At 32.0% G+C, this 20,777-nt stretch carries 16 protein-coding genes and 1 CRISPR repeat array (1 of these 17 only partly in view); of the genes, 1 reads left to right on the top strand and 15 read right to left on the bottom strand.

Annotated elements, in window-relative coordinates; all coding sequences use genetic code 11:
- A CRISPR array of direct repeats spans nt 1-315; the repeat unit is 36 nt; unit sequence GTTTTACACACATCTTAAATTACATCAATCTCAAAC (it extends 910 nt beyond the left edge of the window).
- A gap of 83 nt (nt 316-398) precedes the next feature.
- The 13 genes from csn2 to purR form a co-directional block, all read right to left on the bottom strand.
- On the bottom strand, nt 399-1,082 hold the full coding sequence (gene csn2, locus EXD82_RS08865) for a type II-A CRISPR-associated protein Csn2 (protein WP_142536562.1): 684 nt from the start codon (nt 1,080-1,082) through the stop codon (nt 399-401).
- Nucleotides 1,079-1,384, bottom strand: coding sequence for a CRISPR-associated endonuclease Cas2 (cas2, locus tag EXD82_RS08870; RefSeq protein WP_142536563.1), 306 nt, complete (start codon nt 1,382-1,384; stop codon nt 1,079-1,081). The genes csn2 and cas2 overlap by 4 nt, the downstream gene beginning before the upstream one ends.
- Before the next feature lie 4 nt (nt 1,385-1,388).
- Nucleotides 1,389-2,261 (bottom strand): type II CRISPR-associated endonuclease Cas1, encoded by an 873-nt coding sequence (gene cas1 / locus EXD82_RS08875; RefSeq protein ID WP_142536564.1) that lies wholly within the window; start codon nt 2,259-2,261, stop codon nt 1,389-1,391.
- A complete protein-coding gene (gene cas9, locus EXD82_RS08880; RefSeq protein WP_174919214.1) occupies nt 2,230-6,348 on the bottom strand; it encodes a type II CRISPR RNA-guided endonuclease Cas9 in 4,119 nt (1,372 codons plus the stop codon). Before cas9 ends, cas1 begins: the two co-directional genes overlap by 32 nt.
- A gap of 346 nt (nt 6,349-6,694) precedes the next feature.
- Nucleotides 6,695-7,705, bottom strand: coding sequence for a peptidylprolyl isomerase (locus tag EXD82_RS08885; protein ID WP_142536566.1), 1,011 nt, complete (start codon nt 7,703-7,705; stop codon nt 6,695-6,697).
- Nucleotides 7,706-7,715: 10 nt separating this feature from the next.
- Nucleotides 7,716-11,132, bottom strand: a complete 3,417-nt coding sequence (mfd, locus tag EXD82_RS08890) for a transcription-repair coupling factor (protein WP_142536567.1) — start codon at nt 11,130-11,132, stop codon at nt 7,716-7,718.
- Between the two features lie 19 nt (nt 11,133-11,151).
- Nucleotides 11,152-11,712, bottom strand: coding sequence for an aminoacyl-tRNA hydrolase (gene pth, locus EXD82_RS08895; protein WP_142536568.1), 561 nt, complete (start codon nt 11,710-11,712; stop codon nt 11,152-11,154).
- A gap of 10 nt (nt 11,713-11,722) precedes the next feature.
- Entirely contained in the window at nt 11,723-12,346 is a 624-nt protein-coding gene (locus EXD82_RS08900; RefSeq protein WP_142536569.1) for an A24 family peptidase, read from the bottom strand.
- Nucleotides 12,343-13,347 (bottom strand): type IV pilus twitching motility protein PilT, encoded by a 1,005-nt coding sequence (locus EXD82_RS08905; protein ID WP_142536570.1) that lies wholly within the window; start codon nt 13,345-13,347, stop codon nt 12,343-12,345. Before EXD82_RS08905 ends, EXD82_RS08900 begins: the two co-directional genes overlap by 4 nt.
- Nucleotides 13,348-13,448: 101 nt before the next feature.
- Nucleotides 13,449-14,399: a ribose-phosphate diphosphokinase gene (locus EXD82_RS08910; protein WP_142536571.1), complete on the bottom strand. Its 951-nt coding sequence runs from the start codon at nt 14,397-14,399 to the stop codon at nt 13,449-13,451.
- Nucleotides 14,400-14,486: 87 nt separating this feature from the next.
- On the bottom strand, nt 14,487-15,881 hold the full coding sequence (gene glmU, locus EXD82_RS08915; RefSeq protein ID WP_142536572.1) for a bifunctional UDP-N-acetylglucosamine diphosphorylase/glucosamine-1-phosphate N-acetyltransferase GlmU: 1,395 nt from the start codon (nt 15,879-15,881) through the stop codon (nt 14,487-14,489).
- A 219-nt stretch (nt 15,882-16,100) separates the two neighbouring features.
- Entirely contained in the window at nt 16,101-16,400 is a 300-nt protein-coding gene (gene spoVG, locus EXD82_RS08920; protein ID WP_142536573.1) for a septation regulator SpoVG, read from the bottom strand.
- Between the two features lie 223 nt (nt 16,401-16,623).
- Nucleotides 16,624-17,445: a pur operon repressor gene (gene purR, locus EXD82_RS08925; protein ID WP_142536574.1), complete on the bottom strand. Its 822-nt coding sequence runs from the start codon at nt 17,443-17,445 to the stop codon at nt 16,624-16,626.
- 211 nt (nt 17,446-17,656) lie between these two features.
- Here purR and murC point away from each other — a divergent pair, with 211 nt between their 5' ends.
- On the top strand, nt 17,657-19,018 hold the full coding sequence (gene murC / locus EXD82_RS08930) for a UDP-N-acetylmuramate--L-alanine ligase (protein ID WP_142536575.1): 1,362 nt from the start codon (nt 17,657-17,659) through the stop codon (nt 19,016-19,018).
- A gap of 53 nt (nt 19,019-19,071) precedes the next feature.
- Here murC and EXD82_RS08935 read toward each other — a convergent pair whose 3' ends face one another.
- A complete protein-coding gene (locus EXD82_RS08935; protein WP_142536576.1) occupies nt 19,072-19,872 on the bottom strand; it encodes a hypothetical protein in 801 nt (266 codons plus the stop codon).
- 30 nt (nt 19,873-19,902) lie between these two features.
- Complete coding sequence (rsmA, locus tag EXD82_RS08940; RefSeq protein ID WP_142536577.1) at nt 19,903-20,772, bottom strand: 16S rRNA (adenine(1518)-N(6)/adenine(1519)-N(6))-dimethyltransferase RsmA; 870 nt, start codon at nt 20,770-20,772, stop codon at nt 19,903-19,905.
- Nucleotides 20,773-20,777: the final 5 nt, after the last annotated feature.

Consider the following 20,777-nt stretch of genomic DNA (forward strand, 5'->3'; position numbering starts at 1 on the left):
CCCGGTATACATCTCGTTTTACACACATCTTAAATTACATCAATCTCAAACTTAGTCTTTGATTTATCTATTTTTGTCGAAGTTTTACACACATCTTAAATTACATCAATCTCAAACGGTGTTATACTATCACCCGGTATACATCTCGTTTTACACACATCTTAAATTACATCAATCTCAAACAAAGAGTAAGCCATTTCTTCTTGCTAAGATGTTTTACACACATCTTAAATTACATCAATCTCAAACTAAGTTGATGGTTTATCTCCTTCTTTTTCCGTTTTACACACATCTTAAATTACATCAATCTCAAACCTCAAATTGAAATTATCATGCCCATCACAGCATGGTAACTAAGATATGTATATAATAAAATATACCATTTAAAACAAGTGTTTTCAATATATCTCACATAAATCACTATCAAGTACAAACACTTTTTCATAATCTTGAATAGTATAATCTATACTATTTTCAATCATTATCGCAAAAATTTTTTTATACGATAAATATCTATAAAATTCCTCTATTACATCTCTATCAAAGAAATTTCTCATATTTACAAATATAAATATTCTTTTGCCAAGAATTTGAGACGATACATTTACATATTCACATAATCTCTCTATTATTGTACTACTATAAGATTCAAACTTGACATCGGTTATCTTAAATAATTCTGATACATCAAATTCAACGGAATATTCAAGTGAATATTCCGCCTCATTTGTTACTAGATCAACATATCTTATTATTTCAGATACTATTTTTCCTGTTTCAATATATAGTTCATCCTGATTTGATAATTCTCTCAGATTGCTATAAAGTTTTGTAAGTATTTTTCTATTATTTATATCTAAATTATATATATCTACTATAATATCCGCCACTTTAGAAAGTTTTTGAATTTTACCTTTATCATCTGATAGTACAAATCCTCCCATTTCTTCAGATATATTACATTGATTGTATATTTCCTCTGTATACTTGAGAAATACTTTTTTATCTTCTAATATAATCAGATTGAATTTATTTTCTTCAAACTCTATTTTATATTCAAAATCCGGATGGACTAATTTCATAATATAACCAACCTTTCATCACTATCAAGTACATCGCTTTTCTTTTCACCAACAACAAATTCCATTTTTGAAAACTGTTTTTCTGTAACAGTCAACACCTGTACCAAACCTTCTTTAGGTCTGTTCTTCTTTATATTTTCTACAACTGCATTAACTGCTGTAGTATTCAGAAGAATTTTTGTATATACCGATTCCTGCATCATCATAAATCCACTTTTAATAAGAAACTTTCTAAACTTGTTATACTCCCTTATATTTTCTGAAGTTGTCATCGGAAGATCAAAAAATACTATAGTTCTCATAAATCTATAACTCATCTTTATAAAATTTAATCAATGAAATATCCTTTTCATTTATTGCATCAAATATACTCTTGCAATATGTTTTTATAGCATTATTTACTGTACTTGTTTTCCCTCCGATTTTTACTTCTTTGTTCATTATATTTACAAGTCTCATCTTATTCTCATTATCAAATTTTTCTGGATTCATAAAATAAACTTCCTTATCTACAAGAATTCTAAATGGTTCCATAAAATCAGAAGATAAATTAAACTGATTAAACATATTATCGTGCCATATTCCAATCTGTGTTACGTATCCATTTGACACTATTTCTCTATTAAATGCTGAAAGAATAATGCTATATCCATAATTCAATGCTGAATTTATTGAATTTTCTGCACTCCTTGTAAACTCCATTCCAAATAGAGCATTAAAATATACTTTTGATGCATGCCCCTCTCTATTGGTTATGTCTTTAAGTTCTACCTCTCTTGCATAATTTTCAAGCATCATATACTCATCAAGTTCAAGTTTTTCAAGAAATTCAGCCTGCTGATTTATTTTTTCTTTTACAATTTCAGTCCATACATAATCAGTTATATTTTTATCCCATACTGATTGCTTTCTTATTTTTGCACTTGTATCATGACTTCCATAATACGGAACAGCTTCAAAACAAGGATTTCTTTTTTCATCACAGAATATTACTTTTATCTTCCTTTTTGCAAGTTCGCATAAAAGACAAGATGTTATAGATACAGATGTTGTCTCGATTATCAGAGTAGAGAGTTCCCCAAGATATACTCTCCTGGTTTCCTCTCCTCTGACAACCATATAATTTAATTTTAAATCAAGTTTTGCTCTATTTCTTATTACAACTGTTCGCCAACTCATCTGATAATAAGTTTATTCTTCTTTCATATATTCCTGTTGGTGATTGACTTATTAAATTTATACTTTTGAGCTTATTTATATTTTTATTGATAGACATCTTTCCTGTTTCTTTCTTTCCTTTTATAGAAGATAAATTAGAGGTTAAGTTTTCACATTTAAATAAATTCAATATTTCATTTATTAAATCACATTGTTTTTCTATACTCAAATTATAGAACTCATCACCTTGACTTTCTATAGTTTTTATAACAGAATCTACTCCTGGTCTATTTATATATTTTGAATTGTTCAATCTCATTACTAGTTCTTCATATATATTTTTATTTTCTATATTTGATATACCATTTTTTTCTTCCATTTTATCTTTATTATATTTAATTATAGACTTTATATATTTTAATTTCTCATGTGATAATTTAAATTGTTCTGCATTTCTTACAGAAATTCTGTCATTAGTTCTTCCTGTAATATGTACTCTATATCCATTTACTTCCAATAGGCTATTTTTTCTTATTTTATTTACTATCACTTTTGGATTTTTTAATTTTAGGATATCGTTAATATATTTATCTATTGCTTCATCCTCTGTTTTTGACTGAAGAATTAGATATACAGGTATATGTTCAAGTGTTCTTATTCTATTTCCCTTTTTATCTGAATGTTCAACACATACAAAGAAAGAACCCTTTGCTTTGTTATATCCACCATATTTATTCGTAGGCATATCTTTACCACTCATTTTTATAGGAAGATATCCCTTACCTTTTTCACATGTATTCTTATCTACTATATTTTGATCAAATAACTGTCCTTTTTCACAGTATGCATATCTTGTAAATAAAATACTATTTTTATTAAGAGTGTTCATTACAGTTTTCTTTGTTCCATCATCTTCTGGAATCCAAGCAATTTCATCTTTTGATTTTATATCCTTAGAATATAGAACTTCATCTTTTAGAGAATACTCTTTTCCACTTTTTATAAACTTAAGAGCATTTCTTGTAAATTTAACATCATATACATTTCCAACTACTATAGCAAGATATGCATCATGTGCGTGATGATAGTCATTTACCTCTCTCACTTTTACAAAGTCTATTATCTCTTTTCTGAAATCTGATGTGTTTTCAGCCTTTGCGTATACTATCTGGCTGTTCTTCATTATTCTTTGAAGAATATTTGTTACTGCTTTTGTACTCTGTGCTGTAAATACAAGCTGTCTTTCTATGAAACTTGCAAGTTCATTTTCTGTAAGTTCATCTTTTCTCATAAGTCTATTGTATTTTTCATTTGATATAAGATCTTTATCTTTTAATATTTTCCAGAATGACGCCATCTTATTTTGTATAGATGGTGAAATAGGGTATTTATCACCTTTATCTTTATTAGATTGACTATTTGTAAGGACAAGGTTTTTAATTATACTATCATCCTTTGTTTTAGATCTTGGGTATATATGGTCTATATCATACTTATTATTGTTTTTGATTAGTTCAGAAAACTCTATCACTTCCCCTGTATATATATCTCTACCCATCTGAGTGTAGTATAGATATATCTTTTTACTTCTAAGTTGGCTCTCATCAAGACTTTCTAAGCTAGACATTTCTCTTGATTTAAACTCTTTTATATACTCATGCTCACTCTCTTTACATTTCTTAAGTTTATCTTCAATGTCTTTTTTTCTGGAAACAGTTCTTTTTTTCTCACCGTCTTTTCTAGTCATCTCTACAAATATTTTTTCAGGATCACATCCAAGTACTTCTTTTATTTCTTCTACTATAAGTACTGTCTGCCATATAGATCTTTTTACTGCAGGAGATACATATAAGTCCTCCATAATCCGTTCATAATCTATGTTTTCTATTTCTTTTGATTCATTTATTTTTCTATTTATAGATTCTATTTCTTCTTTATATGAAAATTCATTTGATAGAAGCTGCATAAGATTGTAATTTGTATTATACATAGCATCTATAATTCCAACATTTTCATTTCCATCTATATTTGATTTTATTTCAGTAAGTAATTTTCTTGAAAGTCGTCCCCAACCACTGAATTGTATATTAACTATATTGTTTATTTTATTCTCTGATAGACATGAGCCATATTCTTTTGAAATTTTCTTTTTAAGCATTTTCTTTTCGCTTCCAAGAACAGTTGACCATAGTATTATATTCTCAACCATATCCATGTTGTTATCTATGTCATCAATTATCTTAGATAGTTTTATGTACGAAGACATATTATTTTTAAAATCTCCATCTATTCCAGAGATTTTTACATCCTCTCCGTATTCTCTTTTGAAAAATGTTTTTATCTTCTTTTCTGTTATTTTTGTTTCTCTAAGGAATAGTTCTTTAAATATCTTCTTTTTAGTTTCTACTGGCGGCTTTACCCCATTTATTTTCAGGTTATTAAGTTCATTTAATACTTTAAATTTACTATACAGTATTGATTGATCCGGAAGTACATCTTCCCCTAGTAGATATGTACACTTATTTGTCATTCTCATTATAAATTTTTCAGCACTTGCTTCCTTATCGACAATCTCATCAAAATTCCATGGGTATATTTTTTCATTTGATTTTTTCTCTATCCAACAGAATCCACTTTCTTTATGTCTATCATTAAGTGGTCCTACATAGTACGGTATTCTAAATGTAAGTAGCTTTTCTATTTTTTCTCTTGTTACATATCCTTTACTATCCTTTTCATTTAGAAAATCATAGTGTTTAGATGCATTTTTGAGAATTTTTTCTAATTCAGCTAAATTTAACTGATATGGTATTACAGAATTTTTCTTTGATACCTGCTTAGGCATGAATGAATATTTATCCGATGAAATCTGCTCTTTTATTCTGCATAATACTTCATCATCGTTATTTTCTATATTTTTTAATTTCTTATTTAGATAATCACAGAATTCTTCCTGTGTGCATGAGTCTTTTACATATACTTTTCTTTTATTTTTTATACAGTATCCTGTATATGCTACATAATTTTCTTTTCCTGGAATATCAAAAATTTCTTTTTCAACTTCTGGTATATATTGTTTTACAATTTTTTTCAAATCTTTTAAATCACGTTTATGCTTTTCGTATATTTTTACTTTTGCATCTGATATATTTTCTTCTCCATCAAGTATATTAGCTAGAATAGACCAATCATAAACTCTCTTGAATTTATTTAATATACCTATTTTTTCGTCACTTAATATAGATTCATACTTTCCTATTTCTTCTTCGTATTTATCTCCATCGAATGTTATAGATATAGCTTTGTCTGATTCATCTATAATACTCTCATCATCAAATAGTTTTTTTAGATTTGCCTTTTGTCCTGTTATCAATTTTATTACTTCTTTGATTTTACCTTCATCAAGTTTCAAATCTATTTTATTTTCATACTTTATGCTAATAATGTTAAATATTTCAGCAGATTTATCCTTTTTAGTCATATTTTTAGTTTTTATTAGATTCTCTAATTTTTCTTCATCCAATATATTTACTGTTATCTCCAAATCATTTAATCCCGATTTAAAACTCTCTTTTGCCTCGTCGAAGTTTTTTACGGATTCTATATTCTTATCTCCAAAAAGAAAATGTCCTCTGTTTTTTATTATATGAGCTATAGCAAGATAGATAAGTCTTATATCGTGTTTTTCGTTACTCTCTATAAGTTTTTTTCTAAGATGATATATTGTTGGATATTTTTCATGATATTCTCTATCTGTAAATCCTTCATCATTGAAAAGCGAGAATATACATTCTTTATCTGTTTTATCTTCTTTTAAAAACTTGCTGTCTTTTAGCCTCTCAAAAAATGCTGGATCAACTTTGTATATTTCCTCAGCAAACATCTCTTGAAGAAGTTTTATTCTCTCTTTCTTTCTTGCATTCCTTCTTCTCGATGATCTGAATCCTCTTCTCTCTGCAGCAGTACTTGCTTCGTCAAAGAGTCTTACTCCCCATAAATCTTTTCCTTTAGCTCTTAAAAGATTGTAATTTTTATCGGTTACAGCCCAACCTACTGAGTTTGTTCCTATATCCAAACCAAGATAATATTTTATATCTTTTTTACTCATTATAAATACCCCCTCCATCTCCATTTGTAATAATACTTGACACATTTACAATCATAGGATTATAATTAATATAAATAAGATGATTTACACACATCTTAAATTACATCAAAAGTTCAAATAAAATTTTTTCAAATCGTTTGCCCGCATTGGCGGCACTAAAATAACTTGCTTCGGCAGGTTTATTTTTTTGTCTGAAATAAAAAATGCAAATCTTCTGAATACAAATACATTATAACTCATTTACTTTAAAATTTCTATTCTATTTTAAATATAAAAATACCGATTATATTTTTAAGAGTTAATTTCTTTTATATAATCGGTATTTCATAATATTTTATTAAATTAATTAGAATTCTGCTGAATCAATTATTTTTGTATCTTTTTCTATCTTGGCATCTTTCTGAAGTTCTTCTATCTTCTCACCATACATATTATTTAGAAGCTGAGTCTTGATTCCATCCTTCGCTTCCTCATAAGAAGTAGTTTTATTTATCTTATCTGTAACTTTTATTATATGGTATCCATAGTCTGTTTCTACAAGGTCTGATATTTCTCCAGGCTCCATAGAAAATGCTGCTTCTTCGAAAGGCTCTACCATCTGACCTTTTCCGAATGTTCCAAGAGAACCACCGTTTTCTGCACTTCCTGGATCCTCAGAATATTTCTTGGCAAGTTCCGCAAAGTCTCCGCCATTTTTTACTTCCTTAAGTATCTTTTCAGCTTTTGCCTTTGCTTTTTTCTTGTCTGCATCAGACATTGCATTTCCATCGTCATCTGTTATTTTTATAAGTATATGAGATGCTTCCACTTCATCTACTTTATAACTGTCTTTATTTTCTTCGTAGTATTTTTCCATTTCTGATTCTGAAACTTTTGTCTCTTCATTGAATTTATTCTGATATGCCTGTATAAGCAGATTTGTTTTTGCCTGTGATTTTAGAAACTCGTCTGTAACACCAAGCTCTTCTGCTGATTTTTTCAGATCTTCATCTGAGTTTATTGTTGTTCTAAGCTCATTGTATGATGATTCGACCTCTTTATCTGAAGGTTTAAGTCCATCTTTTTCTGCTGCCTGAGCTATAAGAGCAGTGTTTACCATCTGGTCTATCATAAGCTCTTTGAATTTATCTCTGTATGTTACTCCATCCTCTATTTCCTGCTCCCACATAGATTCATCAGTCATGGAAGCCTCCACTGAAGATTTATTCATTCTAAGCATAAATTCAAGCTGTCCAAGAGTTATTTCCTCTCCGTTTACAGTTGCTGCAACAGCGTTTGGATCTTTTGTTCCGCTGCATCCGGCAAGTGAAAATGCAAGTATTCCCGCAGTTACAAGCGCAAGTATTCTTTTTTTCATGTTTTCCTCCTTAGTTTCCTTTTTTCTGTTCTTCTTTTTTCTCTATGAATTTCTCCATGAGTGTCTGAAGTTCCTCTATTATTTTAAATCCTATTTTTTCTCTAGTTCTGTACTTTGTAAGTGGTTCCAGAATAATTTCATTTTTTACCTGTCTCACTTTTGATACCTTCATCTTTTTGCACATAGATTTTATATACGCTATTGAAAGAAGAGTCTGAACAGATCTAGGTATATCAGAAAATCTGTCCTCAAGCTCCTCCTGTATTTCGTACATATCCTCTTTGCTGTCTATTGACGCAATTTTTTTGTACATTTCTATTTTTGTCATTTCGTCTTCTATATATCTCGAAGGTATATATGCATCCACAGAAAGATCTATTTCAACATCAAATTCCTCTATTTCAGGTTCTCCTTTTATTTTTCTTATTGCCTCATTCAGCATTTTCACGTAAAGGTCGTATCCTATTACAGCCATATGTCCATGCTGCTGAGAACCCAAGACATCTCCAGCTCCCCTTATTTCGAGGTCTCTCATCGCAATCTTGAATCCAGAACCAAATTCTGTGAATTCCTTTATTGCCTTTAGCCTTTTTTCTGCTATTTCACTCAGGCTCTTGTTCTTTTCATACATCAGATAGGCATATCCCTGTCTTGTACTTCTTCCAACCCTACCTCTAAGCTGATAAAGCTGTGCAAGTCCCATGTTATCGGCATCGTATATTATCATTGTATTGGCATTTGAGATGTCCATTCCTGTTTCAATTATTGTCGTACACACAAGTACGTCGTATTCCTTTTGCATAAATGAAAGGATTATATCCTCCAGTGCCTTTGAGCTCATCTGTCCATGTGCAACCGCTATTCTCGCATCGGGTACAAGTTTTCCTATTTTGGCTGCTATTTCTTCTATTCCGTTTACTCTGTTGTATACGAAAAATACCTGCCCACCTCTGGCTATCTCTTTTTCTATTTCGTCCTGTATTATACTTTCTCTCGCCTCTGTAACGTATGTTATTACAGGATGTCTTTCCTGAGGCGGTTCTTCAAGCACAGTCATATCCCTTATTCCAGAAAGAGACATATGAAGAGTTCTCGGTATCGGTGTTGCCGATAAAGTCAGAACATCCACTGTGTTTTTTATCTGTTTTAATGTTTCCTTGTGCTTGACTCCAAAACGCTGTTCCTCGTCTATTACAACAAGTCCCAGATTTGGAAGATTTATATCCTTTGATATTATTCTGTGAGTACCTATAAGGATATCTACTAGACCTTTTTTTGCATCTTCTATTATCTGTTTCTGCTGTTTTGGTGTTTTGAATCTGCTTAGAACCTCGACTCTTATCGGATAATCTGCAAATCTCTCTTTGAAGTTGTTGTAATGCTGCTGTGCAAGTATTGTCGTAGGGACAAGTATTGCGACCTGTTTCTGATCCATACACGCCTTGAATGCAGCTCTTATTGCAACCTCTGTTTTTCCATATCCGACATCACCACATATAAGTCTGTCCATTACTTTTGAGGATTCCATGTCTTTCTTTGTCTCTTTTATTGCTCTTAGCTGATCGTCTGTTTCCTGATATGGGAATTTTTCCTCAAATTCAGACTGCCAAGGAGTATCTTTTGAGAATCTGTATCCCTTTATTTTTTCCCTTTTTGCATAAAGGTCTATAAGTTCCCGCGTCATATCCTCTATTTCTTTTCTTACCTTTGCCTTTGCCTTGTTCCATTCCTGTGTTCCAAGTCTGCTGAGTTTTACTTTATCCGCTTCAGCACCGATATATTTCTGAACTTTATCCATCTGATCTATCGGTACATACAGATTGTCTCCACCCCTGTAGACTATTTTCAGATAATCTTTTCTTGTGTTGTTTACACTTATCTGCTCTATTCCTGTGTATCTTCCTATTCCACTGCTCTCGTGTACTACATAGTCCCCTACATTCAGGTCAAGGAACGAATCTATCTTCTGAGCCTGTGTATCTTTTACTTTTTTCTTTCTTTTTGGTGATGTACTTCTCTGTACACCTATCATTTCATTGTCTGTTATTATATTGAATTTGATATCTCTGTACTGGAATCCCGAACTTATACCGGCTTCTACTATTATTATCTGTGAACTTTTTATCTCAAAATCTCTTTTTTTACATATTTCAGTAGCTATATCATATTCCATCAGAGCTTTTTTAAGTTTTTTAGCTCTTTCCGGCGAACCTGTAGCAAGTATTGTTTTATATCCGGCATATCTCATTCTGGAAAGTTCATCGGCAAGAACCTCCATTTTTCCATTGAACGAAGGAATTTCCCTGCTTTCAAAATTCAGTATTTCATTTACATTAAATCCCTTTACAGCCTTTGGAAGAAGTGAGTTTAATATTATATTTCTATCCTCAAGCATCCATTCAAGGTCTATATATGAAAATACCATTTTACCCTGACCTTTGAGTGCAGTTCCTCTTTCCAGATTCATTTTGTAGCTGTCTCTGAATTCATAAGAGAAATTCTCACATCTTTCCTTCATTCTTCCTGCATCACTTACAAATACAAGCGCGTCCTTTGCAAGATAGTCAAATATACTTTTTTCTTTTTCAGGATACAGATAATCTATAAAGTTTTCTGCACCGTCAAAATACTCTTTTCTGAAAATCTTATCAGATACCGCTGATATATCGTCGCTTGTAGATGAAGTCATTTCTTTTTTTATTCTATCTACTGCAGGCTTTGTATCGTCGGGATATATGAATTCTCTCGATGGAGATATTTCAAAGCTTTTCAGTTTTTCAACCGATTTCTGTGAAAATACATCAAATGTTCTTATAGAGTCTATTTCCTCGTCAAACAGCTCTATACGTATAGGATTTGTATATTCAAGAGAGAATATATCCACTATTCCACCTCTTATACTGAACTGACCGTATCCCTCTACCTTTGATACTCTTTCGTATCCGAGTTTTATAAGTTTTTCAGACAGTTTTTCAAGGTCTACTATATCTCCCACTTTATACTTTTTCATGTTGTCGAGAAGTATTTTCTTTGGCATATATTTTCTAAGAATTGAATCGGCAGACATTACTATCATTATTTTTTCGCCTGATGCAATTCTCATAAGTGCCTTTAGTTTTCCCGCCTCATGTTTTCTATCTCTTGCATCAAGATGATAGAATTTTATTTCATCAGATCTCAAATATTCGACCTTTGTCTTTGCATATATTTTTAGATCCTCATATATTTTTGATGCTTCAAGCTCACTTGAAGCTATTATAACAGTCTGTTTTGAAATATCCTTGAAGAGAGCGTATGCCGTATGGGCCTTTTGAGCCTGAAGTAGACCATTTACAAGGATACATCTTCCTTCTTTCTTTTGAACACTTTCTCTCAGCTTTTCGTATTCCCTTGAGTTTTCCAGGGGATAGGTAAATATATCTTTCATAAGAACACCCCCGTTTTATTTACCCATTGTATTTATTCATTGATTTGTCTATTCCTTCTCTTATAATTGCATCTACTGCATCAGATGCTTTTTCAAGTCCACTTTTCATATCCTCCTCAAGTTCTTTCGGAACTCTTGAAAGTACAAAATCCGCCAGATCCTGTCCTTTCTGCGGTTTTGATACTCCTACTCTTACTCTTGGGAAATCCTTGCTTCCCAGGCACTGAGTTATCGATTTCATTCCATTGTGAGTTCCCGGACTTCCTTTTTTTCTTATTCTTATTCTTCCTGCATCAAGGTCTATATCGTCATATACAACTACAATTCTATCAAGATCTGTTTTATAGAACTGATAAAGACTTATTACAGATTCTCCACTTAAATTCATATAAGTCTGAGGTTTCACGAGAATCACTTTTTCTGTTCCTACTCTTCCCTCTCCTATAAGAGCTTTGTGTTTTATTTTAGTTACACTTATTCCATATCTATCTGCAAGCATATCTATTACATCAAATCCGGCGTTGTGTCTTGTTCTTTCATATTTTGTTCCCGGATTTCCAAGTCCTATTATTATGTACATTTTTTCCTCCTCATAAAATATATTTTATTGTTTCCATATAGATTTCTATTATATCAGAGCCTATGAATTTTGCAAATGTTGCACCTAGTATAAATGGAGAAAATGCCAGTTGTTTTTCCCTGTAACCCAGAATATATACAACTACATATATAAGCGATGCAAGCATAAACGATTCCGGTATTATGATTATGGATCCATATCCTCCTATAAATGCTCCACACATCGCAAATATACCTATATCGCCATCTCCTATTCCATTTGATACTATTTTCATAGCCCACGACAAAATTCCACAGAAAACAGCTCCTGATATAGATGCTGATACATCTGTGGCACCACACGGTATATTAAGTATTATAAAAAATATAGTCGAGACTACCGATACTATATCATATATATAAAATGTCCATATATCCACAGATGATATAAACACCGCGAATAATATAAACAACATACCTCTGAATTTATCGTACATAGGTATATTAATATTATAAATCAAATAACTCATTATCAGCGAGGAAAAAAATATAAATAATGCCAGTTTTTTTCTGTTGAAATCTCTATCTTCTTCAATAATTTTACATGATGTTATATATACAACCAAAAATATTATAAATTCTCCACATAATATCATCTTAGTACTTCACTTTCCGCTCTGTATATTTCCTCGCTTATAATACCTTTTCGATATAATCTTTCTATATCTTCTCTGAAACTCTGCATTTTATATCTTTTTCCGGTTTTTATCGCATTTTCTATAGAAGATGTGTTTCCTTCTCTTATCATATTTTCTATAGCCGGAATGTTTTTCATTATTTCAAATACAGCACTTCTCCCATATGCACTTTTTATAAGTTTCTGTGATATAACTGCTCTCAGCTGCGATGCAATTGCATCTCTTATTCCTCTCATCCCCTCACATGAATCTACAATTCTTTCAACTGTTTTTGATGCATTTCCTGTATGAAGTGTAGAAAATACAAGATGCCCTGTTTCAGAAGCATATATTGCTGTTTTCATGGTTTCAGAATCTCTCATTTCACCTATCATTATAATATCCGGGTCCTGTCTGAGTGCACTTCTAAGACCTGATTTATAGTCTATGGTATCTTTTCCGATTTCTCTCTGAGTTATTATACTTCTTTTATTTTTGTGTATGTATTCTATAGGGTCTTCAAGTGTTATTATATGCTTTTTCATATTCGAGTTTATATAATCTATTATAGATGCAAGAGTTGTACTTTTCCCTGACCCAGTAGCTCCTGTAACAAGTATTATTCCATTTCTATATTCTGTAAGTTCGTATATTACATCCGGAATTCCCAGATGTTTTATATCTTTTATAGATGATGGAATTATTCTTATTGAAGCTGATATACCTATTCTCTGTCTGAACAGATTTATCCTCAGTCTTGTGTCTGAAATTCCTGCTCCTATATCCACTTCTCCTGTTTTTTCAAGTATTTCCTTTGAATTTTGATCTACAAAACTTTCTATTATAAATCCCAGAGCTTTCTCTTTATTCCATTCTGTTTTTTCAAGTTCTCCGTTTACTCTGAGATATACAAAATCAGAAATATGTATATCCGATGCTCCTTTTTTATATGCATATTCAACTATATTTCTGCCATCCACACAACCACCTCCTGTTATATAGATAGTCTTTACATTTATCCGGATTTTATAATAAAAACAAAAAAATACCGCAGTCTTATGACTGCGGTATATGTCTTTAATTAGAATAATTCACTTACTGCTTCGTTTGAGAATATTTTTTCTATAGCCTGAGCGAATATATCTGCTACTGATTTTATTTTTATCTTGTCTATCTGTTTTTCTTCTGGAAGCTGTATAGTATCAAGAACTACTAGCTCTTTCATTGAAGAATTAGCTATTCTTTCTATAGCTGGACCTGATAAAACTGCGTGTGTACAGCATGCGTATACATCTTTTGCTCCGAATTTCTTAAGAGCTTCAACAGCGTTTACTATTGTTCCTGCTGTATCTATCATATCGTCAAGAAGTATTACGTTTTTACCTTCTACATCACCTATAAGGTTCATAACTTCACATACGTTTGCTCTAGGTCTTCTCTTGTCTATTATTGCTATAGGCACTTCACCGTTTAATGTGTTTGCAAATTTTCTAGATCTTGTAACACTTCCAAGGTCAGGAGATACTACAACAAGATCTTCTATGTTCTTGTCATTGAAGTATTCTGCTAGAAGTGGTCCACCCATAAGGTGATCTAGTGGTATATCAAAGTATCCCTGTATCTGTGCTGCATGTAAGTCCATTGTAAGAACTCTGTCTGCTCCAGCTGCAACTATTAGGTTTGCAACTAATTTAGCTGTGATTGGATCTCTTGCCTTAGCTTTTCTGTCCTGTCTTGCATATCCATAGTATGGTATTACTGCTGTTATTCTTCCTGCAGATGCTCTCTTAAGTGCATCTATCATTATTAGAAGTTCCATAAGATTGTTGTTTACAGGACTGTTAGTTGACTGTACAACGAAAACGTCGCATCCTCTTACACTTTCGTTCATGTTTACACATATTTCACCGTCGCTGAAAGTTCCTACTTCACAGTCAAGAACTGATATTCCAAGTTTATTTGCTATTTCTTCAGCTAGGGCTTTTGATGCGTTACCTGCAAGTATTTTTATTTCGCTACCGCTAGTGTTCATTTAAGTAACCCTCCAAACTTTCTTTAACTTATTGTAACTGTTTTGGCTATATATCACTAATTAGACTTTTTAGTCTAAAAAGAAATCCTATTTATTTTTTTCTTTTGCTCTTTCTCTGTCTCTTTTTTCTTTTTTGTCCATCCAGTTCTCTTTTATAACCTGTCTTTCTCTGGCTATTGCAAGAGCTCTTCTCGGTACATCATCTGTTATTGTAGATCCTGTAGCTATATATCCCTGTTCTTCAACTGTAACAGGAGCAACAAGATTTGAGTTTGAGCCTATAAATGCATTATCTTTTACAACAGATCTGAATTTATTTACTCCATCGTAGTTTACAAATACAACTCCGCATCCTACATTTACATTCTTTCCTACTTCGGCATCACCTATATATGAAAGATGAGATGCTTTTGATCCATCACCGAATTTTGCATTTTTAACTTCTACAAAGTCTCCTATTTTACATCCATTACCTACATCTGCTTTTGGTCTAAGATATGCATAAGGACCAACTTTTGTATCAGTTCCAACTTTTGCATCAAGAAGAGTTGAAGATTTGATTTCTGTTCTATCTCCCACTATAGAATTTGTTATTGAACAGTTCATTCCTATTATACATTCTTCACCTATAACAGTATTTCCTATAAGCATTGCTCCCGGATATACTATTGTATCAGACCCTATCTCTACATCTGATTCTATATATGTATTTGAAGGATCTATTATTGTAACACCATTGTCCATGTGTTTTTCATTTATTCTTTTTCTCATAGCAGCTTCTGCCTGAGAAAGCTGAACTCTTGAGTTAACTCCCATAAGCTCTTCTATTGTCGAACCTGCAAAAGCACCTACTTTAAGTCCTTTTTCGTTCATTATTTTTATTGTATCCGGAAGATAGTATTCTCCCTGTGCATTGTCATTATTTATAAGTGCAAGAGATTCCTTTAGGCTCTTTCCATTGAAACAATATATTCCTGAATTTATCTCGCACACTGCTTTTTCTTCATCAGTAGCATCTTTCTGCTCTACTATTTTCAGAAGATCTCCGTTTTCATTTCTTATTATTCTTCCATATCCTGTAGGATCATCAACTACAGTTGTAAGAACTGTTGTATGACATTCGTTCTTTACATGGAAATCGAAAAGTTTTTTTAGAGTGTCCTCTTTTATAAGCGGAGTGTCTCCACATAAAACTACGATTGTATCGTCATCGTTTATATATTCTTCAGCCATTCTTACTGCATGAGCTGTTCCAAGCTGCTCAGTCTGCATAACAGTTGAAACTCCATCGTGAAGGACTTTCTCCACAGAATCCGCTCCGTGTCCAAGGACAACAACAACATCCTCAACACCAGCTTCTTTTGATGTATCTATAACATGATTTACCATTTCTTTACCGCATACTTTGTGTACAACTTTAGGATACTTTGATTTCATTCTAGTTCCTTTTCCCGCGGCAAGTATTATTGATTTAAATTTCATCTTACATCTCCTCATCAATCGTGTCAGGTCTTATAAAACCTTTGTTAAATCCACTTTAAAATATACATTATTACTATAAATATATCATTTTTTTTGTAAAATGTACATACATTTTAAACTCAAAGTTCTTTATTATACGTATTTATTACTAAAAAAGGGTACAGTATATATTATCTGTACCCCGCATATTTACACATCTTCATTATTTTTTATATAGTTTTAGGCCTCTGACTCTTCATCGTTATATCCGGAAGTTTCTGAACTTTCAACAGCCTTTTGATATGCCTCTATTATAGCGTCCTCTACAATTTTTCTCATCTCTGCATTTATAGGATGTGCTATATCTCTGAATACGCCTTCTTTAACCTTTCTGCTTGGCATGGCAATAAATAGACCGTTCTGCCCCTCTATAACCTTTATGTCGTGAACTACAAATAAATCGTCAAACGTTACTGAAACTATACATTTCATTTTTCCCTCATCAGCTATTTTTCGAACCTTTATGTCTGTTATTTTCATTTGCAATATCCCCCTTTATACGTCAAAGCAGATTCTAGTGAGTATGCTTCCCGCCAAGATTAATGTAGAGTATCCTTAAGGCAAAACACATATCATATCCTGGTTATAATGATTGATTTATATAAGAATAACTCTTTAAACAATTATTTCTATATAATAAAGTGAATATCCTTTTTTTTACGAATATTTTGTAAAAACATTTTCACAGACATATATCGATGTATTATTCTTCTGTTCCCTCAAGAATATCCCTGTTCGGTTTTACGATTATCTCATCTCCCTCTACATCAAGTTGTATCAGAGAAATATAATCCTCCACCATTTTCTTTTCAGGTTTCATCATTGATATAAATACACCAATACCCGCAACTTCGGCATTGAACTCTTTCATAAGGTCTATCATTCCTTTTATTGTTCCTCCGCCTCTCATAAAGTCGTCTATTATTATTACTTTGCTGTTTGGTTTTAATGCTCTTCTAGGAAGACTCATGCTTTCAAGCTTTCCATTGTTTCCACTCGCATATGTCATGCTAAGTGTAGGTCCTTCAGATACCTTTATATCCTTTCTTATTATTACAAGCGGAAGGTTCATAGCATTTGCAGTCATAAGAGCCATCGGTATTCCCTTTGTCTCCATTGTAACAACATAATCCGCATCTGAATAATCTATATTTGATGCAAATATCTTTCCTATTCTTGAAGCTATACCTGGATCATATATAAGATCTATGAGATATAGAAAACTTCCTGAAAGAAGTCTCTCACTGTCATTTATTCTATTGCATAAATCTATAAGAAACTCCGCATTCTCTTCCTTTGATGTCTTGGGTATATATTTTACTCCCCCTGCTGCACCTGATATTGTTATTACTTTACCAAGATGAAGCTTTTCAAATACGTTTTTAACAACCAGAAGATCCTCACTTATGGTAGACTTTGCTGCATTAAACTGTTCTGTAAAATAGCTAAGCGTATATATTTTGTTCGGATTATCTGATAGTATTTTTACGATCGCACCTATTCTTTCGGTCCTTTTAAATTTCATATAATACAGCCTCCTGCCAGAATTTTATCTTTATCTAAAACTGATGCACCTCATCTTTAATTGTGATATAATAATTAGATGAGTATCTTGAATTTTGTACATCGGAATTATATTTTTAATTCTATGTTTAAAAAATATCGTACATTAATTCATTATATCATAAAAATCGTTCAGATTGTATAACTTTAATATAAGAAAGGGTTGTTTTATTGTGAATATACATTTTATAGGTATTGGTGGAATAAGTATGAGTGCACTTGCCGAAATCTGTCTTAATAAAGGATACAATGTATCAGGTTCTGATTCACAGGAATCTCCTATGACAGAGAAACTTCGTTCTCAGGGTGCAAAAATATATATAGGTCAGAAAAAAGAAAATATTACAGATGATATAAATATGGTTGTATATACTGCAGCCATACATCCGGATAATGAGGAACTTGTAGCTGCAAGAAAAGCCAACAAGCTGATTGTAAATCGTGCCGCTTTTCTTGGACAGATAATGAGAGAATATAAAAACTCAATAGCTGTTTCAGGTACTCATGGAAAGACATCTACTACTTCTATGCTTTCTGCAATATTTGAATATGCAAATCTTGATCCTACAATACTTGTCGGTGGAAACCTTAGTATGATAGGAGGAAACGTAAAGATAGGTCATTCAGAAAACTTTATAACTGAAGCATGCGAATACGTAGACAGTTTCCTTAACTTTAACCCTAAGATATCTATTGTACTTAATATAGAAGAAGATCATCTTGATTATTTCTCAGGTATAGATGAAATAAAAGCTTCTTTCAATAAATTCGGTAAACTGCTTCCTTCAGATGGATACTTTATTATAAATGGCGATGATGAAAATACAGAGGACATACTTTATGATGTAAAAGCCACTATAATAAAATACGGAAGAGATAGCCATAATGATGCAATTATAAAAGATATAGAATTCTCAGAAGAGGGATTCGGAATATTCACTCTTGAATATAATGGTGAGGATTTAGGTAAATTTGAACTTTCTGTGCGGGGACTTCATAACATATATAATGCAGCCGCTGCAATAATAACATCTCTTATATCAGGAATTCCTGCCGATACAATAAGAGAAAATATAAAAAAATACCGTGGTGTCGGAAGAAGATTCGAGCTTAAAGGAAAATATAATGGAGCCACTGTTGTAGATGATTATGCACACCATCCAACAGAACTGAAAGCCACTCTTTCAACTGCCAAGAGAATAAAGAAAAATACATTATGGTGTGTATTCCAGCCACATACATATTCAAGAACAAAATCTCTTTTAAATGAATTCTCAGATGCGTTCTTTGCTGCAGATAAAGTTATTGTAACAGACATATATGCTGCCAGAGAAACAAATCCTGGAGATATACATTCAAAAGATCTTGTCAAAAAACTTTATCAGAATAATATAGATGCTCAGTACATAAAAGAATTCGACGATATAGTAGAATATCTTGCTGAAAATGTAAAACCTGATGATCTTGTTATTACTGCCGGAGCTGGTCCTGTTTTCAAAATAGCAGAAGCTCTAGTTAAAAAATACAATAATTAATCTAAAAAATAAAAGCTATCATGATAATTAAATTTATCGTGATAGCTTTTTTATTAACTGAAAATATCATCTGTCAAATAATTATAGAAATCTTCATATATCTCATAATATGCCACACAGTCATTAGATGTTATTTTTATATAATCCGGACCCATAGTTTCAACTTTTGCTTCAAATCCTTCGCCTTCTATAACCATGACATAATTGACATCTGTTCTTTCTTTCGCTTTTTCAGGCTGTATCTTACCTACAAGCCTTTTGTATCTTATTTTTTCGGATACTTCCTTGTATTTCCAGCCATGTATCGTTTTTACGTCTTCGCCTTTTGATATATATAATTTTTTCCAGTTTGCCTCGTTCATTACAAAGTCAAAAGATGTATATATAGCACCATTTACAATACCTTTGAATTCCTCTTTTTTACTTACAGGTATTTTATAATATTCTTCTTTTTCTACATTGTATATTCTAAGAAACTCAAAATCTGTAGAAAATTTTATTCCTGAAGATGTATGACCGCTTACCACTGGTTTATATGATTCAGCACCTCTTATTTTGACCATTTCATCAAAATAATATTCCATTTCTTCCCATCTTTCTTTTTCCAGCTTTATATCATCTCCACCTTCAGTTGATAGATATATATCAGAGCTGGATTCAAGTTTTGATAGAAGACTATACTCTTCATTTTGTGAATTATTTTCCTCAACCTGAATAGTATTATCTGTTTCATCTTCATCATTTTTATTCATTCTTCCACCGATTATAAAAAATCCTATCAGATACAATACTATAAATACTGTAAGACCGACGACAACATAGAACTTTGTATTAAAACTCGATTTTCCTGACATAAAAATCCCCCTTTTTTGTATTAAGGAAGCTTATTTTGCATTCAGTCTTTCATTTATTATATTTGAAAGATGAGCAAATTCTTCTATACTCAGAGTTTCTCCTCTTCTCTTTTCATCTATCCCTGCATCAGAAAGCACTTCTTTTACAGAAGCTTTATCAAGCATACCCATACTAGATAGTGAATTTAAAAGAGTCTTTCTTCTCTGACCAAATGCAGCCTTTACAGTTTTGAAGAATATATCCTCATTTTCTGCATTGTATTTTTTCTCTTCTCTTATGTGAAGTCCTATTACTGTAGAGTCTACATTCGGCTGAGGTATAAACATATGTCTCGGAGCCTTTGCAACTATTTCAGTGTCGCAGTAATACTGAACTGCAACAGAAAGTGCACCGTAATCCTTTGTAGAAGGTACGGCATTCATTCTGTCTGCAACCTCTTTCTGAACCATTACAACTATATCCGTTACCGGTATATCCTCTTCAAGAAATTTCATAACTATAGGAGTTGTTATATAGTATGGAAGGTTTGCTATAAGTTTTACAGGTCCTCCCGAAAGTTTCTCCTCTACAAGTTTTTCTATATCTACTTTTAGTATATCCTCGTTTACAACCTCCACATTATCAAAGTCGCTTAATGTTTCCTCAAGTATAGGTATAAGGTTTTTATCTATTTCTATCGCAGTCACCTTTTCAGCCTTTTTTGCCATTTCTCTAGTAAGTGTTCCTATTCCCGGACCTACTTCTATTATTTTATCTCCTTCAGATACTCTCGCGCCCTCAAGTATTCTATCTATTACGTTGTCATCTATTAAAAAGTTCTGTCCAAGCGATTTTGAAAATCTGAATCCGTGTTTCTGTACTATATCTTTCGTAGCCTTGTGTGAAGACAGTCTGTCCATAAATT

Source organism: Peptacetobacter hominis, from assembly GCF_006861675.1.
In the GTDB taxonomy this organism is placed as follows: Bacteria; Bacillota; Clostridia; order Peptostreptococcales; family Peptostreptococcaceae; genus Peptacetobacter; species Peptacetobacter hominis.

Coding starts and splice junctions, on each gene's coding strand:
- EXD82_RS08910 (WP_142536571.1), bottom strand. CDS start 14,399: ATGAACACTAGCGGTAGCGAAATAAAAATACTTGCAGGTAACGCATCA.
- EXD82_RS08935 (WP_142536576.1), bottom strand. CDS start 19,872: ATGTCAGGAAAATCGAGTTTTAATACAAAGTTCTATGTTGTCGTCGGT.
- rsmA (WP_142536577.1), bottom strand. CDS start 20,772: ATGGACAGACTGTCTTCACACAAGGCTACGAAAGATATAGTACAGAAA.
- cas2 (WP_142536563.1), bottom strand. CDS start 1,384: ATGAGAACTATAGTATTTTTTGATCTTCCGATGACAACTTCAGAAAAT.
- spoVG (WP_142536573.1), bottom strand. CDS start 16,400: ATGAAAATAACAGACATAAAGGTTCGAAAAATAGCTGATGAGGGAAAA.
- cas1 (WP_142536564.1), bottom strand. CDS start 2,261: ATGAGTTGGCGAACAGTTGTAATAAGAAATAGAGCAAAACTTGATTTA.
- purR (WP_142536574.1), bottom strand. CDS start 17,445: ATGAAATTTAAAAGGACCGAAAGAATAGGTGCGATCGTAAAAATACTA.
- cas9 (WP_174919214.1), bottom strand. CDS start 6,348: ATGAGTAAAAAAGATATAAAATATTATCTTGGTTTGGATATAGGAACA.
- glmU (WP_142536572.1), bottom strand. CDS start 15,881: ATGAAATTTAAATCAATAATACTTGCCGCGGGAAAAGGAACTAGAATG.
- csn2 (WP_142536562.1), bottom strand. CDS start 1,082: ATGAAATTAGTCCATCCGGATTTTGAATATAAAATAGAGTTTGAAGAA.
- pth (WP_142536568.1), bottom strand. CDS start 11,712: ATGTACATAATAATAGGACTTGGAAATCCGGGAACAAAATATGAAAGA.
- EXD82_RS08885 (WP_142536566.1), bottom strand. CDS start 7,705: ATGAAAAAAAGAATACTTGCGCTTGTAACTGCGGGAATACTTGCATTT.
- mfd (WP_142536567.1), bottom strand. CDS start 11,132: ATGAAAGATATATTTACCTATCCCCTGGAAAACTCAAGGGAATACGAA.
- EXD82_RS08900 (WP_142536569.1), bottom strand. CDS start 12,346: ATGATATTATGTGGAGAATTTATAATATTTTTGGTTGTATATATAACA.